This is a genomic window from Novipirellula aureliae (genome assembly GCF_007860185.1).
In the GTDB taxonomy this organism is placed as follows: Bacteria; Planctomycetota; Planctomycetia; order Pirellulales; family Pirellulaceae; genus Novipirellula_A; species Novipirellula_A aureliae.
This window is the reverse complement of sequence record NZ_SJPY01000007.1, coordinates 429,233-443,702: the sequence shown is the minus strand read 5'-3', so window position 1 is coordinate 443,702 and position 14,470 is coordinate 429,233. Positions and strand designations below refer to the sequence as shown.

The window sequence follows — 14,470 nt, the reverse complement described above, 5'->3', positions numbered from 1 at the left end:
TGTGGAAGAGAGTGAAACGCTATTTGATTGTCGTATCCGCCGCACTGAATGTGGCATTCATCGGCATGTGGATGACTCAAGCGACGGCGCGTCACACACGCTCAGCCGATGCGGGAGAAAAGGTCGCCCATACGGTTTGGTGCCCGCTTCATCGGCAGTTAAAGGTGACCGAAGAACAATGGGTGCAGATTGAGCCCCCGCTGCGAGAGTTCCAGGCCGCCGTTGAGGCATTGCGAGAACAGACCGGCGAATTGCGGTCGAAAGTAATCGCTTTGATCGCTACCGAAGATCCCGATGTTGAGATGATCCACACAATGCAGGATCAAATCCTGGAGACGAAACGGCAAATTCAGCATCTCGTACTCGATCACCTTTTGGCAGAAAAAAAGATACTCACCACTGCGCAACAACAGCACCTATTCGACATGCTTCGCAACCGAACCCAACACGCTGATGGTCCACCGATGACCGCGCAGTCGCAAGGTGGCCTAGCTCCAGTACTGCAGAATCCGAACGGACCCATGAAATGACCATCGACTCCCCCGATATCACAGCAGACGAACTCAAGTCGCCACCCCAGAAGAGTATTGCAGGCAATGTGGCAACGCGAACGGTTAAGTCACGACGAGGGCAACCTCACGTGACTGACGCGTCTACCGGTCGAGCGTTACGCAAGAAGCGACGCAAGAAGAAGAGACGAGTTGTTTGGTGGCTGTTCCTTTTTTCGATGATTGGATTCAGTGTTGGATGGTGGTGGTATGCTAATCGCACGACACATTCGGCAGAAACCGTTGTCTCCACCGCAACCGTAATCCGCTGCGATTTCTCTTCGTCGGTGCTCGCGACGGGCGCCGTGCAACCACAGGTTGGCGCGGAGGTACGCGTGGGAGCTCGGCTTTCGGGAAAAGTGGAACGGTTGTATGCAAATATTGGCGACAAGGTAACTAAAAAACAGGTCATCGCTCGATTAGAACAGTCAGACCTGGAGGCGACAGTCCGGCAGCGGCAGGCGGAATTGGATCTCGCCCGCGCTAAGCTCACCTCCATCGAAACGCTGCTACCCACAGAATTGGAAAAAGCACAACTGGATTTGGATGAGTGTCAAGCTACTTACACACTCAATGAGAAAGAGTGTCAGCGTCAGCGTCAGCTCCATAGCCGAGGTGCTGCGGCGGACGATGAGTTGGAGGAGGCGGAGGAGCGTTTCGCCGTTTCAAGAACTCATGTTGCTACGGCTCGTAAAGAACTGGAGCTTGTCGAAACCCGCTTCACTGAAGAAATTCATCAGGCCCGACCCGAAATCTCGAGGGCGATGTCAGCTTTGGAACACGCACAGGTCCAACTTTCTTACGCAACAATCACCGCACCGATCGACGGTGTGATTGCATCGGTTTCCACCGAGGAAGGAGAAACCGTTGCCGCGGGGATGCAAGCGCCGACATTCGTGACGATCATTGATTTGCAGCGGCTTCAGGTCGATGCCTATGTCGATGAAGTGGACATCGGCAAGGTTCAGGTCGGTCAACGTAGCGTGTTCACCGTCGATGCTTTTCCAGAAAGCGAGTTTGAAGGTAGGGTCTCAGCGATCTATCCGACCGCATTCATCCAAGACAATGTCGTCAACTACGATGTGGTCGTCGATATCGAGACGCCTTTTCACGGACGACTGAGACCCGAGATGACTGCTAGTGTGACCATCTACCTCGAAAAACGAGACAATGTGTTGGCGATTCCAGCAAAGGCCATCAAGCGAGAACGAGGCCGAAACGTCGTCTACGTTTCCAACCACGGCCAACCCGAGGTTCGCGATGTCACGATTGGCTGGAAGGATGGCCAGTCGGTCGAGATCGTCGCGGGGCTGGAGGAAGGTCAAACGGTCTTTCTCGAACCACCCTTAGAACGCCAAGTTGACGTTGGTGACAAAACAACCATTTAGTTATCGTAGGCTGGCCGATAGTACGAGGAGACTATCATCCATGATTGAATTACAGAACATCGAAAAAACGTATCAGACGGGGAACGTAACCACTCCCGTACTCAAAGGGATCTCGTTCAGGGTCGAACCTGGCGAATACGTTGCGATCATGGGCTCGTCCGGTACAGGAAAGTCGACGCTCATGAATATCCTCGGCTGCCTCGACAAACCGACCGAGGGACACTACCGACTTGACGACGTCGATATGGTTGACCTGGATGATGACGAACTGGCGCATTGGAGAAATCACAAGATCGGGTTTGTTTTTCAGCAGTTCCATCTGCTACAGCGAACCACCGCACTTAAGAATGTACTCCTGCCCCTGCTCTACACCGACGACTATCCAGAGGATCCCGAAGAACTCGGCGAAAACGCACTTAGCATGGTCGGTCTTGCCGACCGCGTGGAATACCGGCCCCGCCAACTCTCAGGGGGCCAGCAACAACGGGTCGCGATTGCAAGAGCGTTGATCACAACTCCTTCGATCATCTTGGCCGACGAACCGACAGGCAATCTGGACAGCCGCAGCGGTGCAGAGGTATTGGCGATTTTTCAACGCTTACATCAAGAGGGCAGGACGATCGTGATGATCACTCACGATCGTGACGTGGCCGAGCACGCCGATCGCGTTATCGTCTTGGTGGATGGCCAGATCGCAGAAGACGAACTCATTCGTCAACCCAGGGATGCGGAGGCGGAATTGGCCTCGCTGCCCGCAGCAGCGGAGATCGGGTCATGAGGATGCTACGGATTGCAGGCGAAGGCGTCAACTCGCTAGCCGCGAACAAGGTACGAACGTTTCTCATGATGGCTGGCACGATTGTCGGGATCGCCGCCTTGACCGTCATCATGTCGATCGGCAAAGGCACCGAGAAGAAGATCATGAAACAGGTGGACAATTTCGGCCCGACCGCGATGATGGTCATCGCCGGTGGAGGAAGAGCTCTGCCCCCGCCGGACACGAGCGTGACGACGCTCACTTTGGCCGATGCCGAAGCAATCCGCGAACAGGTTGACGGAGTAAGAACAGTCGCTCCACAAGCTTGGCAGTTCGACGTGAATTTGAAGTACCAGGCGAACCAAATTCAATCGGTCGTCTGGGGTGTCGAACCAAATTGGCACAGCGCGTGGGCTTGGGATGTCGCTCAGGGGGATGGGATCACCGACCAGGATGTGGCAACCATGAGCCGCGTCTGTGTCATCGGTGATTCGGTTGGACGCGATCTTTTTGCTGGCACAGACCCGGTGGGAAAAAGTCTCTATATCAACAAGGTTAGTCTCACCGTCAAAGGGGTGTTGGAGCGTCGCGGTACCGCGGGGGGCGGAGGAGGCGATTTCGACAATCGCATCGTGATCCCGATCACAACCGCGATGCGACGTGTGATGAATGTGGACCATATCGGTGCCATCCGCGTTGTCAGTGAGGATGCGTCTCTGATGGCACAGCAGGCCGAACAGATCGAGCAAATTATCCGCAGTCGACACCACATTACCCCTGCCGTGGAAGACGACTTTCGCATCGTCACGCCAACGATTATTGCCGAACTTGCCCGTGGCACCTCACGCACCTTTTCGATACTGCTGATTGCGTTGGCGGCTTTAAGCTTACTGGTCGGCGGAATTGTATTGATGAATATTATGCTCATCTCCGTCGCTGAACGCACTAACGAAATCGGGTTGCGACGGGCACTGGGAGCAACGCGAAGCGATGTGTTTGTGCAATTTCTTACCGAATCCCTCAGCGTAACCTTTCTGGGAATGCTGTTGGGCAGTTTGCTCGGCGCAGCGGTTGCAATCGGCATCGCAAAGCTGACTCCGCTGCCTGCGATGGTAACCTGGCAACCTTTTGCTTTGTCAATTGCATTTGCACTCTTGGTGGGGACGGTTTCTGGCGTCCAGCCGGCTTGGCGTGCTGCGCGGCTAAGCCCCGTGGAAGCGCTGCGATGAAATGGTCCAAGAGCGTTGCCCTGTCCGTTGAAATCTTGGCGGCACACCCGCTCCGAACGATGCTCAGCACGCTGGGCATCATCGTGGGGGTCTCCGCAGTGATTCTGATGGTCTCGGCGGGTAAAGGCGCTGAAGAACGCATCCTGGGCCGGATCCGCCAAATGGGGACGAATTTGATTACTGTCAGTGCTGGCCAGACAAAAATCATTGCTGGCCGACAGCGGCAAATGAGCACCGTTACCACTTTGAAGGTCGAGGACGCTGTCGCAATTCAAGCCGATTGTCCGGCCGTTGCTTTGGCGTCGCCTGCAATAACCAAGAAATTTGCCACCCGCTGGGAATCCGAAAACGCCAACACCACCGTCCTTGGGATCACGCCACAAGGGTTTCCGATCCGCAATATCGGCATCGCATCGGGGCGTGTTTTTGACCAGAACGAATGCCGTGGTCGACGCCGAGTTGCCGTGCTTGGTCCCACGGTGGTCGAGAACCTCTTTCTAGGGGCTGATCCGATTGGGCTTACGTTTCGGGTCGGGCGAGTCCCCTTCGAGGTTATTGGTGTTACCGAACCCAAAGGGATCGATGGCAACGGACTCGATCAGGATGATGTGGTAATCATCCCGTTGGATACCGCGATGCGGCGTGTGATGAATGTCGATTTTGTTCAGACGATCTACGTGCAGGGAAATTCGAGTGGTGAGCTTGCCCAAGCGGAAAATGAAATCCGTGAACGACTACGTCAGCGGCACCGATTGGATGATAAGCCAGACGATTTCACCATCCAGAATCAAGCGGTGCTGCTGGAAACCGAGCGTGAAACGGCGCAGGCGATGACGTTGTTGATCGGTAGCGTTTCGGGAATTTCGCTAATGGTCGGCGGCGTAGGAATCTTGGCTGTTATGCTCATTTCAGTGCGGGAGCGGACCCCAGAGATTGGACTTCGCCGAGCCGTCGGTGCTAGGCGGTGCGATATCCGCAACCAGTTTCTTCTGGAATCCGGGATGCTCGCTGGCCTGGGAGGACTGATGGGCGTGGCGATGGGGGTTGGCGGTGCCAGGATCATTGGCTCTCTAGGTTACGTGGATATGGTCGTCTCGTGGCCCGCAGCCGCCATCGGCGTCGTCTTCTCGGTCTCGCTAGGGGTTGCCTTCGGTCTTTATCCCGCCGTTCGCGCTGCCTCCCTCGAACCTATCGATGCACTGCGCGCGGAATGACACACGCGGTGTGGCGTCTTCGACTGCACCACCGATTTTGGTTCGGTCGTGGCTCGAGCAAGTCAATTGGTGCAAACTGGTTAAGAACTTTGGAAAATGGTTCGCCGCATCGTCTGGTTCGCCGCTTCTTACGCGTCCAAAACGGCTGGCACTGAGTATTGAACCGTTCGATGTCCAAGCACAATATGCCGCCCCCCAGGACGATATTGCAATTTTGTTGTTCACCTTCAACGTTGATGAAATGAAATTTCTGAATGCCTGAATGCCTGAATGCCTGAATGCCTGAATGCCTGAATGCCTGAATGCCTGAATGCCTGAATGCCTGAATGCCTGAATGCAATGCACTCAAAAATGAGATTGCACCGATATTTTGCCGAAATCGGTGCACCGGTTTTTCTTTGTCGCTCTTCGACTTATCGTATTCTTGAATCCAGTTATTTGGCGGCGCGAGCCTGTTGGCAAAACACGGCCTTCGCGAAAGCATTCAAGCAGAGTAAATTCACGGTTGGTCGCTCGATGTTATCTTGCGTTTTGAGCGTGGGCTAGGCTAGAAGCCTAGGGCACGGTTTATAAAAGAATCCCTAACGATCCACTGTCATGCGAATTGTTCTTTGCTATCCGGTCTTAGACCATCATATTAAACAAATCCAAGCTGCCGCACCTGATGCCGAGATTGTGGCTGCGGAGCAGAGTGAAATTGACGAACTTTTGCCGACCGCCGATATCTTTATCGGCCACGCGAAAGTACCGGTCGATTGGGATCGCGTTCTGAAGGCAGGCCGATTGCGGTGGATCCAATCATCGGCCGCAGGACTCGATCACTGTTTGGTCCCCGGGGTGATTGACTCGGATATTCCGGTTAGCAGCGCGTCGGGCTTATTTGCTCCGCAGGTGGCCGAACAAACGTTTGCACTATTGTTTGGGTTGCTTCGCAAGTTGCCTCAATTCTTTCGAGCCGAGGCGGCACGAGATTTCACCCGTTTGCCGACGGATGATTTACGAGGCAAGACGGTTGGAATCGTCGGTATGGGCGGTAATGGGCGAATGATTGCCAAAATGCTAGCGCCTTGGGACATCCGCTTGATCGCCACGGACTACTACCCTGTCGATAAACCAGCGGAACTGGACGAATTGTGGGAATCCGACCGGCTCGATCAACTGCTGTCCGAGAGCGAGATCGTGATTTTGACGTTGCCGCTCAACAACAACACACTCGGTTTGTTCGACGACGACCGATTTGCGAAGATGCCAGACCGATCCTACTTGATCAACGTAGCACGCGGCAGTGTGGTTAAAGAAGCTGCACTGGTCAGAGCACTGCAGAGTGGGAAACTTGCGGGGGCGGGGTTGGATGTCACGGAAGTCGAACCGTTAGCCGCGACGAGTCCTCTGTGGGACAACCCGAACGTGATCATCACGCCGCACGTCGGTGCCCAGTCATTCTCACGAGTGGATGATTCGACTCATTTGGCTTGCGTGAATTTAAGACGTTTTCTGGCGGGAGAAAAACCGTACAATTTGGTCGATAAACGTCTAGGGTTTCCCCACCCCTCGGTTGTCTATCAAGGAATGGGCGAAACGACACGATCGGATCGAGACGATCAGTAAACGAAATGGTGTTACCACGAAAAGAAGGGAGTCGGTTCAATGAGCAGTCCACGAAAAACTGGCCAGTGTGATGCGGTCATCTTGAACGAGGACGCCAAGGCAGCTGGTTCGATCGTATTACCCGATTCGGCCGCCGAAGACTTCATCGCCGAGTTCAACCGCACGTACGCATCGATCGGTTGGACCGTCGAATCGATCCGACCGCCGATCAAGCGGTAGCGGAAGTCGCTCGACATTGGACCGCATCCATTGCGCCGATCCAAGTTCGCTTCAGCAGAAGGACGTGTGCTATGTCACCGCTTGATTTTAGGCTTGGCAAAGAGTGGCTGGGGCATCTTGCTCCAGCAGGCTGCGGCGGGAAGCCACAGCCACGAAAGGCTCTGACCCTAATTCTTGGCTGCGCCAAAGCATGAGTGCATAAAAAAAACTCGGAGCAACTCCGAGTTTTTTAGATGAATCATAAGTGGGAAACGACTTTGGAAGCACGGAAAAAGGCCGTGACAACCCATTCGTTATTTCTTGCGATGGCGAATCTTTGCTCGCATACGCCGCTTTTTACGCCCTACTTTTCGCCGGCCTTTTCCTGTTCGCTTCGTACCCACCTAGATTATTCTCCCGTTTCTTCGATTTAAGTTTTCTGTGCGGCTCAGGCCGCTTTGTTCATTTCTAAATGTTGAATAAGGACCTTCCTTAACGGTCAGTGTAGCAAAAATACGACAACGAACCAAGGCCCTGGACCTGCACTCCGCTAAAATGGCTTGCAAAGAAGTCCCGCAACAAGCGTTTTTATTCGAACCAGCTCCGAATCGCGTGCAACGTGGTCGCTCGACCGGCGCGGGCAATGGAAGTGGTAAGCGGAATCTCTTTCGGGCAAACGGCCACGCAGTTTTGAGCATTTCCACAGATTTGAATGCCGCCAGGGCCGCTCAACGCATCGAGTCGTTCGCCTGCTAAAGCTTTTCCAACCGGATTGTTGTTGAACAACATCGCCTGCGAAATCGCATGAGGACCAACAAAGGATTCGTTGTAGGCCGCATTTTTGCGAGCTTGGAAATCCTCATCGCTTTCACCAGCCTTCTGTTCCAATTCGATCTTCAAGAATTGAGGACAGGCATCCAAACAGCAACCACAGCTCATGCATTGGCTGAGCGGGTAGTTTTGTTCCTGGGAGTCGCGGGATTGCCGTTCGCCTGGCCCCATGTCGTAGTAGCTGTCGACGGGGACCCAAGCTTCGACGCGTTCGAGGGCCTTGAACAACCGTTGACGGTCGACAAGTAAATCTCGCAAAACAGGGAATTTTCGCATTGGCTCTAGGACGATTTCGTCGGGGTTGTCTTCGAGCAAACGATCGACCAAGGCACTGCAGCTTTGCCGTACTTTACCATTGATGACCATCGTGCAGGCACCGCAAACCTCTTCCAAGCAGCCACAATCCCAGACCACGGGAGTGACTTTTTTGCCGTCGCTGGTCTTCGATTGGGCAGCAATTTTTTGCAAAATACTGATCACGTTTAGCTCGGGCTCATACGGCAAAGTATGGAGTTCCCAATAGGGCTTTTTGCCAGGCCCGTCTTGCCGACGGACTCGGATCTTGATTTCAGTGCGTTTTTTCGTGTCGAGGGCAATCATCCGTCGATCCTGATGTTTCTAAATTTGCGTGGAAAAATGTTGTGAAGGAAACGGTTGAAGAACTCGAGAGGAGTTCCATCATTGTCGTAGCGGAGTCTATTGAGCAGGAGGTCTAGTGAGTATTGGCGAGTTTCTGCTCTTTCTTCGCTTTGGCTCGCTCGTTCCAAACCTCTTCAATCTCACTCGCACCCACCAAACCATACAATCGTGGACGTGGTGGAATGATCGAGGTGTCGAGGTCTTCGTACGTGATTTCAGGCATTTGAGTTTCGTGATTCCAAGTCGCAATCGTGGACTTGAGGAACCGTTCATTGTTCTTTTCGAAGGCATCACACCACTCTTCCGCTTGGCGACGTCGCTCGGCAGGGTCCTCCGCGGTCAACGATGGCTTCTCGAACTCCGGCTTATAATGAGCACCGCGACATTCGTCTCGCATTAACGCACCGAGCAAAATGGTTTTTGCAAGTGGAAACATGTCCTGCAGTGCTTTTGCAAACACCACGTTTTGGTTGGTCCAGCTGCCGGTATCAGAAAGGTTGACCTTCATCGCTCGTTCGTGCAGACCTTTGACCTTCTCGATTGCATCCGCCAATTGATCGTTGCGGCGAACCACGGTAGCCACGCGAGTCATCAAGTCGCCAAGCTCTTGGTGAATTAAATAAGGGTTCTCATCACTCCCTGGATTGCCGCCCAGCAGATCGTCATGACGTTTTTGCTCTTTCGCAACCGCGGCGCCGATCACATCCGCAGGCAGATCGTTTGCCCCCGAGGTTTGCTTCTCGACAAAGTTCAAGATCGACGGTCCCGTGAACAGACCGGTAAAGATACAGGACAACAACGAGTTAGCACCGAGGCGGTTAGCACCGTGGTAGTGGTAATCGCATTCACCGATGGCGTACAAGCCTTCGATGTTCGTCATATGGTTTTGCGGAGCACCTTGTTCCATGCCATCATCGGCGGACTTGACATAATCGGCCCAAAGACCGCCCATGCTGTAGTGGACCGCCGGGAAAATACGCATCGGCTCGTCACGAGGATCGACCCCTTGAAACTTCTCATAGATTTCCATGATCCCACCTAACTTGCGATCCAATTCGGCTCGCGGAATATGGGTCAAGTCAAGATAGACGCACATTTTGTCGGTATCGACGCTCAGACCATCATTGACACAGATGTCAAAGATCTCTCGCGTCGCGATATCCCGAGGGACCAAGTTGCCATATTCGGGATAGCGTTCTTCCAAGAAGTAGTAGCGTTCATTTTCGGGGATGTCGTTTGGTTCACGTGGGTCCTGAGCTTTCCGCGGCACCCAAACTCGGCCACCTTCACCGCGAGCCGATTCGCTCATCAGACGTAGCTTGTCGCTGCCAGGAATTGCGGTGGGGTGAACTTGGATAAATTCGCCGTTAGCATATTTAACGCCCGATTGGAAACAGCGGCTGACGGCGCTTCCGGTACAGAAAACGCTCATCGTGCTACGGCCATAAACCAGACCACAACCGCCGGTCGCAACGACGACCGCGTCGGCCGGGAAGGCCTTGATTTTCATCGATACCAAATCTTGGGCAACAATCCCACGGCAACGACCGGTTTCATCTTGGATAGGGTTCAAGAAATCCCAGTACTCATATTTCTTAACCATACCCTCGCTTTCCCAGCGACGAACTTGCTCATCGAGAGCGTATAGCAACTGCTGTCCCGTTGTTGCTCCTGCAAAAGCCGTTCGTTTGTATAGCGTTCCACCGAATCGTCGACGATCGAGGAAACCTTCTCCGGTTCGATTGAAGGTGACACCCAATCGGTCCATCAGGTCAATGATCCGTGGAGCCCAATAGGCCATTTCTTTTACGGGCGGTTGGTGGTTCAAGAAGTCACCACCGTAGACCGAGTCATCAAAGTGTTTCCACTCATCGTCACCAAGTTGGCGAGTCGAATCGTTCACACTGTTGATCCCTCCTTGGGCACAAACACTGTGCGACCGCTTAACGGGCGTGAGGCTAATCAAGTCGACTTTGATACCAAGCTCGGCAAGTCTCATTGCCGAAGCAAGCCCAGCAAGTCCACCACCAACAACAACAACACGATGCTCAGACATAATTAATTAGTACAGTTTTAGGTTGCAAAATAGGTTTGATGCGACAACGAACGATTCGTGGGAACCAATTCTATCAACATTCGCTTTCCGATTTACTCTTGGTCAGCCAACACTTCGGCGCCCGCGTTTTCCAACTGCTCATGAATCGCTTGTTCCTCGGCAGCCTCTTCGGCCTCAAATTGCTCCGAGATCTCGTCGGGTTGAGTACGTTTTTCTTCGGAAACAGGAACATAACCGGCATCCAAACCAACTTGGTACATCCGGTCTTCAATCATTTTCGCCCGTGCGATGTCCTCCGGTCCTGCGGAAGTCGCCGCATACCAGGCTGCCGTACCGACGAAAGCGAGCCCGATACCGAATGCAGCGCTCACGATCGAAGCACGCCGCTGAGCCGCTGGGGTCAACCACAATCCCCAAGTAATTCCGGCGGTCCAAATACCGTTGGCCAGGTGGTAGACGCAACAAAGCATGCCAACCAGATAAAACGCAGGCCAGACAAAGCCGCCAAAATCGTTCATTGCTGACATCATGGTGCTCGCCGCATTGTATGGCTTGAACTGGGCAAAATTCATTGGTTCAATGACCGCCAAATATGGCGCGAAATGGAACCAACCGTGCAGGTGCAAGACATGGACGAACAAATACACCAATGCGATCACACCCGTCCAACGCTGCCAAGAATAGCGTCGGTTGCTGGTGTACTTATATTGGCTTGTGTTCAATTTCGCATTCTTGGCGATCCAAACGCCGAACAGAGCATGGAACAGGAGCGGCAGAAAAATGCCGCCCCATTCGACGATCGGTAGAAACCGACCCAAACTGTGGATGCCATAAACGGCACCCTGGAAACTCTGGACGCTGTTGAGCAGGCTGGAGTTTACCGTCAGGTGGACACACATGTAGAGTCCTAACGGGACGATGCCTGTCAAGGAATGCAAGCGTCGGAGCAAGAACTCGTGGCGAAGAAAGAACGATGGTTCGTGAGTTGATTGAGACACTTTAGGCGTCAGGGGGAAAGCGGAGTGAGTTGTCTAGTAACCTATAAACCGAGAGTCGGCGAATTTGGCAATCTAAGTTGAGCGATGATTTTCAATTTTGTTGCATGCAACAAATTCCCTATCTGGCAAAACCGAGAGCTTGGTCCGCGAATCTGGCGAAACGACAGTCTAGCGAAAATTGACATCGAAGGAAAAGCCAGCTTTCTTTCGTCGTGGCTGGTCCTTGGACTTATGAATCTACGGATATCGCAGAAAACTACAAGCCGAGCGGCGCCAAGTTTGATGCAACAAGGACAGAATGCCACACTGGCGCACCGCTAATTGAAATAAACCTTCCCTCAAACGAGCCGAAGGGGGACATTGCCCGTGGTTCACACCCATGCTTTGCCAGCACTCAGAATGAGGGTAAAAATCTTTCGTGGCTGCGGCTTCCAGCCGCAGTTTACTGGCTCAGTTTACTGGCCGCAAAATGCCCCAGCCCTGATTCTGGCAAGCCTCAGATTCTGGCAAGCGGCCTGCTGATTTAATCGTTTAACGCTTAGCCGAAGGCGTCAGCTTTTCCATAAGCGGTCGCCTATGGCTTGGCGTTAAACAATAAGTCGAGTCAAACCGATTAAATCAGCAGGCCGCAAGCCTCAAGTCAAGCTGTCACAAAGCACTAAGCTTTCCCAGCCCAGTCGGCCCACCAGGCTTGGAACAATTCCCACTGAGTTCGTGCAAACGCCTTTTGGCTTGGACTCAATGCGTCTCCTTCCTCCAGCGGAAGTTCGTAGGCATCGTGACCGGCCAGAACCATGTAATACTTATAATAGAGAACCAAGTCGGGGCCTTCGTCGAATTTTGAAAGTACACTTAGTGCTTCGTCGAGTTCCTGAGCGTACCGGCGAGCTTGCGTGTTGCCTGATTGGGCTTGTTTACACAGTGAAACGAGTTTCAAGATTGGTTCGGGCAGACAATTTCCGATTCCCGTGATCGCACCATCCGCTCCACAATGAACAAAACCGTGGTAAACGGTTGTATCGACGCCGGCCAGCAGCAGAATGTCTTCGGAGGCGTTGGTGATGAATTCCGCAGCGTAACTTAAGGAACTTGCTCCACCAAACTCCTTGAACCCGACGAGGTTCTTAAATCCACGTCGCAGCTCGAAAAACAAATCAGCTTTCGTTTCGTAGCCATAATAGGGGCTGTTGTAAATCACCGCAGGCAATTCGGGCGCAGCCGAAAGGACGGTTTCAAAGTGATTTTTTTGGGCTGCCGAGGAGGTGCCGCGTGATAGTAGACGGGGGATGACCATTAACCCCTTGGCCCCTACCGATTGGCCATGCGCGGCATGTTCGGCGGCAAGTTTTGGGCTAATCGCCCCGGTGCCAACGATGACGGGGATACCGGCCTGAGCCAATTGCCGGACACCTTCTTGCCGCTGCGAGTCGCTTAGAAGAGGCCACTCGCCCATCGAGCCGCAGTAGACGACGCCATCCATCCCTTTCTGCATCAAATCCTGGGCCGTTTCGACCAAGGCTGCGTAATTGGGGGTTCGGTCCTTGTGGCAAGGGGTCATGATGGCAGGGATGCAGCCGCGGAAAATACGAGTGTCCATGTTGGATCAGTTGGTAAGAAGGATGTGAAAACTGGGGGGGGCCTGGGTAGGCCGAATCGCTTAATTTTCTCGATAAGCGCGGGCAACCTCTTCGGCGATTATTTTATAACCTGTTTTGACGTCGCCGTCAGGCATGGTAAAAGTGACTCGCAAACATTCGCTTGCATGTTTCCAATCGGAGTGGTCCATTCCGAAGAAAAAGTAGTTGCCTGGAACGACCAAGACATTACGTCGTTTCAGCCGCTGGTAAAGTTCCTGCGATGAGATTGGTAGATCCTTGAACCACATCCATAAAAAGAACGCCCCTTCGCTACGATGCAAAAAATAGGGCAAGGAATCATCGAAAAATTCGTGCGCCCACTGTTGGGCCAGTCGTGATTTCTCGCGATAGAAGGGTTGCACGACTTCATTGCTCAGTCGCAAAACCTCTCCGGATTCGATCAATGGCGTCACCAATGCTTGACCAAAGTTATTGTTCGCAAGACCAACGATTGACATCATCGACGACAACGACTGAATAATCTCCGTATTCGCAACGACGATTCCTGTTCGAGTTCCCGGCAAGCCGATCTTTGATAGGCTTAAAGTCAAGATCGTGTTGTCGTTCCAAATCAACCGCGTCTCCGAAAAAATCGCGTTTGGAAAGGGCGCTCCATATGCGTTGTCGATAATCAACGGGATACGATGCTGGTGGGCTAAACGCGAAAGCCGGTCAATTTCGGCATCGGTGAGCACGTTACCGGTCGGATTGGTAGGCCGGGAAACACAGATTGCTGCGATGTCGTCGGTAACTTCTAGGGCATCGAAATCGACTCGATACTTAAACTCGTGTTTCCCTGTGATTTCGATGCGTGGCTTTATCGCTCGGAACAAACCGTCGCCTGGCCCCCTTTCCGCATTGACAGACTGGTTCGCGTAACCGATGTATTCGGGTACGAGCGGAAGCAAGATTTTTTTGCGTCTTCCGTCTCGGAACTTACCAGCCAACGCGTTGAAGAGCAGAAAGAAGGCCGTTTGCCCTCCAGCCGTCACGGCGATGTTATCGGCGGAGAGGTCCCAATCGTATTGGCGGCGCAGCAGGTTGGCCATGGCCGTGCGAAAGGGGGTGTTTCCGACAGGCGGTTCGTAATGACCAAGGGTATGCTCGAGTAAACCTGGTTTGGCCAAGATCGCTTCGGTTCGCTGCCGCCAAACCGCGTCCATTTCAGCAATGTGTGCTGGTTGGCCGCCTCCGAGCATGCAAACTCGCTCGTTGCCTGGTGACGTCGCGGCGATCGCCAAAGCGTTGCCGAGATCGTCCATCAACTCGCTGATTCCGCTACCAACGCCGAGTTGCTCTCCAAATTCCGATAATTCCAAGCTCATGATCCGTCCGATTCCATCTTCTTGTTGTGTTTTTTATCAAAT

The 14,470-nt window shown here is 53.2% G+C and carries 13 protein-coding genes; 8 read left to right on the top strand and 5 right to left on the bottom strand.

Features of this window, described 5'->3' with window-relative positions; translation table 11 throughout:
• The first annotated feature begins 11 nt into the window (after positions 1-11).
• The 8 genes from Q31b_RS21835 (at position 12) to Q31b_RS21800 (ending at position 6,963) form a co-directional block, all read left to right on the top strand.
• Positions 12-530, top strand: coding sequence for a Spy/CpxP family protein refolding chaperone (locus tag Q31b_RS21835; protein WP_146601766.1), 519 nt, complete (start codon positions 12-14; stop codon positions 528-530).
• A complete protein-coding gene (locus Q31b_RS21830) occupies positions 527-1,936 on the top strand; it encodes an efflux RND transporter periplasmic adaptor subunit (protein ID WP_146601765.1) in 1,410 nt (469 codons plus the stop codon). The genes Q31b_RS21835 and Q31b_RS21830 overlap by 4 nt, the downstream gene beginning before the upstream one ends.
• Positions 1,937-1,976: 40 nt before the next feature.
• Positions 1,977-2,714, top strand: coding sequence for an ABC transporter ATP-binding protein (locus Q31b_RS21825; protein ID WP_146601764.1), 738 nt, complete (start codon positions 1,977-1,979; stop codon positions 2,712-2,714).
• Positions 2,711-3,922 (top strand): ABC transporter permease, encoded by a 1,212-nt coding sequence (locus tag Q31b_RS21820; RefSeq protein WP_146601763.1) that lies wholly within the window; start codon positions 2,711-2,713, stop codon positions 3,920-3,922. The genes Q31b_RS21825 and Q31b_RS21820 overlap by 4 nt, the downstream gene beginning before the upstream one ends.
• Positions 3,919-5,136, top strand: a complete 1,218-nt coding sequence (locus Q31b_RS21815) for an ABC transporter permease (RefSeq protein ID WP_197172013.1) — start codon at positions 3,919-3,921, stop codon at positions 5,134-5,136. Before Q31b_RS21820 ends, Q31b_RS21815 begins: the two co-directional genes overlap by 4 nt.
• Positions 5,117-5,398: a hypothetical protein gene (locus Q31b_RS28550; RefSeq protein WP_197172010.1), complete on the top strand. Its 282-nt coding sequence runs from the start codon at positions 5,117-5,119 to the stop codon at positions 5,396-5,398. The genes Q31b_RS21815 and Q31b_RS28550 overlap by 20 nt, the downstream gene beginning before the upstream one ends.
• A gap of 335 nt (positions 5,399-5,733) precedes the next feature.
• Positions 5,734-6,744 (top strand): D-2-hydroxyacid dehydrogenase, encoded by a 1,011-nt coding sequence (locus Q31b_RS21805; protein ID WP_146601761.1) that lies wholly within the window; start codon positions 5,734-5,736, stop codon positions 6,742-6,744.
• 39 nt (positions 6,745-6,783) lie between these two features.
• Positions 6,784-6,963: a hypothetical protein gene (locus Q31b_RS21800; protein WP_146601760.1), complete on the top strand. Its 180-nt coding sequence runs from the start codon at positions 6,784-6,786 to the stop codon at positions 6,961-6,963.
• A 567-nt stretch (positions 6,964-7,530) separates the two neighbouring features.
• Here Q31b_RS21800 and sdhB read toward each other — a convergent pair.
• From sdhB to Q31b_RS21775, 5 genes are all read right to left on the bottom strand, one after another.
• Positions 7,531-8,373 carry a succinate dehydrogenase iron-sulfur subunit gene (sdhB, locus tag Q31b_RS21795; protein ID WP_146601759.1) on the bottom strand — a complete coding sequence of 281 codons (843 nt, stop codon included), beginning with the start codon at positions 8,371-8,373 and terminating at the stop codon, positions 7,531-7,533.
• A gap of 112 nt (positions 8,374-8,485) precedes the next feature.
• Entirely contained in the window at positions 8,486-10,468 is a 1,983-nt protein-coding gene (gene sdhA / locus Q31b_RS21790) for a succinate dehydrogenase flavoprotein subunit (protein ID WP_146601758.1), read from the bottom strand.
• A gap of 92 nt (positions 10,469-10,560) precedes the next feature.
• Positions 10,561-11,466, bottom strand: a complete 906-nt coding sequence (locus Q31b_RS21785; RefSeq protein ID WP_146601757.1) for a succinate dehydrogenase cytochrome b558 subunit — start codon at positions 11,464-11,466, stop codon at positions 10,561-10,563.
• A gap of 658 nt (positions 11,467-12,124) precedes the next feature.
• Positions 12,125-13,063 (bottom strand): dihydrodipicolinate synthase family protein, encoded by a 939-nt coding sequence (locus Q31b_RS21780; RefSeq protein WP_146601756.1) that lies wholly within the window; start codon positions 13,061-13,063, stop codon positions 12,125-12,127.
• Between the two features lie 60 nt (positions 13,064-13,123).
• Positions 13,124-14,428: a valine--pyruvate transaminase gene (locus Q31b_RS21775; protein ID WP_197172007.1), complete on the bottom strand. Its 1,305-nt coding sequence runs from the start codon at positions 14,426-14,428 to the stop codon at positions 13,124-13,126.
• Positions 14,429-14,470: the final 42 nt, after the last annotated feature.

Bases quoted from the DNA above. Each gene is read 5' to 3' on its own strand.
- sdhB (WP_146601759.1), bottom strand. From the start codon at position 8,373: ATGATTGCCCTCGACACGAAAAAACGCACTGAAATCAAGATCCGAGTC.
- Q31b_RS21775 (WP_197172007.1), bottom strand. From the start codon at position 14,428: ATGAGCTTGGAATTATCGGAATTTGGAGAGCAACTCGGCGTTGGTAGC.
- sdhA (WP_146601758.1), bottom strand. From the start codon at position 10,468: ATGTCTGAGCATCGTGTTGTTGTTGTTGGTGGTGGACTTGCTGGGCTT.
- Q31b_RS21815 (WP_197172013.1), top strand. From the start codon at position 3,919: ATGAAATGGTCCAAGAGCGTTGCCCTGTCCGTTGAAATCTTGGCGGCA.
- Q31b_RS21780 (WP_146601756.1), bottom strand. From the start codon at position 13,063: ATGGACACTCGTATTTTCCGCGGCTGCATCCCTGCCATCATGACCCCT.
- Q31b_RS21825 (WP_146601764.1), top strand. From the start codon at position 1,977: ATGATTGAATTACAGAACATCGAAAAAACGTATCAGACGGGGAACGTA.
- Q31b_RS21830 (WP_146601765.1), top strand. From the start codon at position 527: ATGACCATCGACTCCCCCGATATCACAGCAGACGAACTCAAGTCGCCA.
- Q31b_RS28550 (WP_197172010.1), top strand. From the start codon at position 5,117: ATGCACTGCGCGCGGAATGACACACGCGGTGTGGCGTCTTCGACTGCA.
- Q31b_RS21820 (WP_146601763.1), top strand. From the start codon at position 2,711: ATGAGGATGCTACGGATTGCAGGCGAAGGCGTCAACTCGCTAGCCGCG.
- Q31b_RS21800 (WP_146601760.1), top strand. From the start codon at position 6,784: ATGAGCAGTCCACGAAAAACTGGCCAGTGTGATGCGGTCATCTTGAAC.
- Q31b_RS21805 (WP_146601761.1), top strand. From the start codon at position 5,734: ATGCGAATTGTTCTTTGCTATCCGGTCTTAGACCATCATATTAAACAA.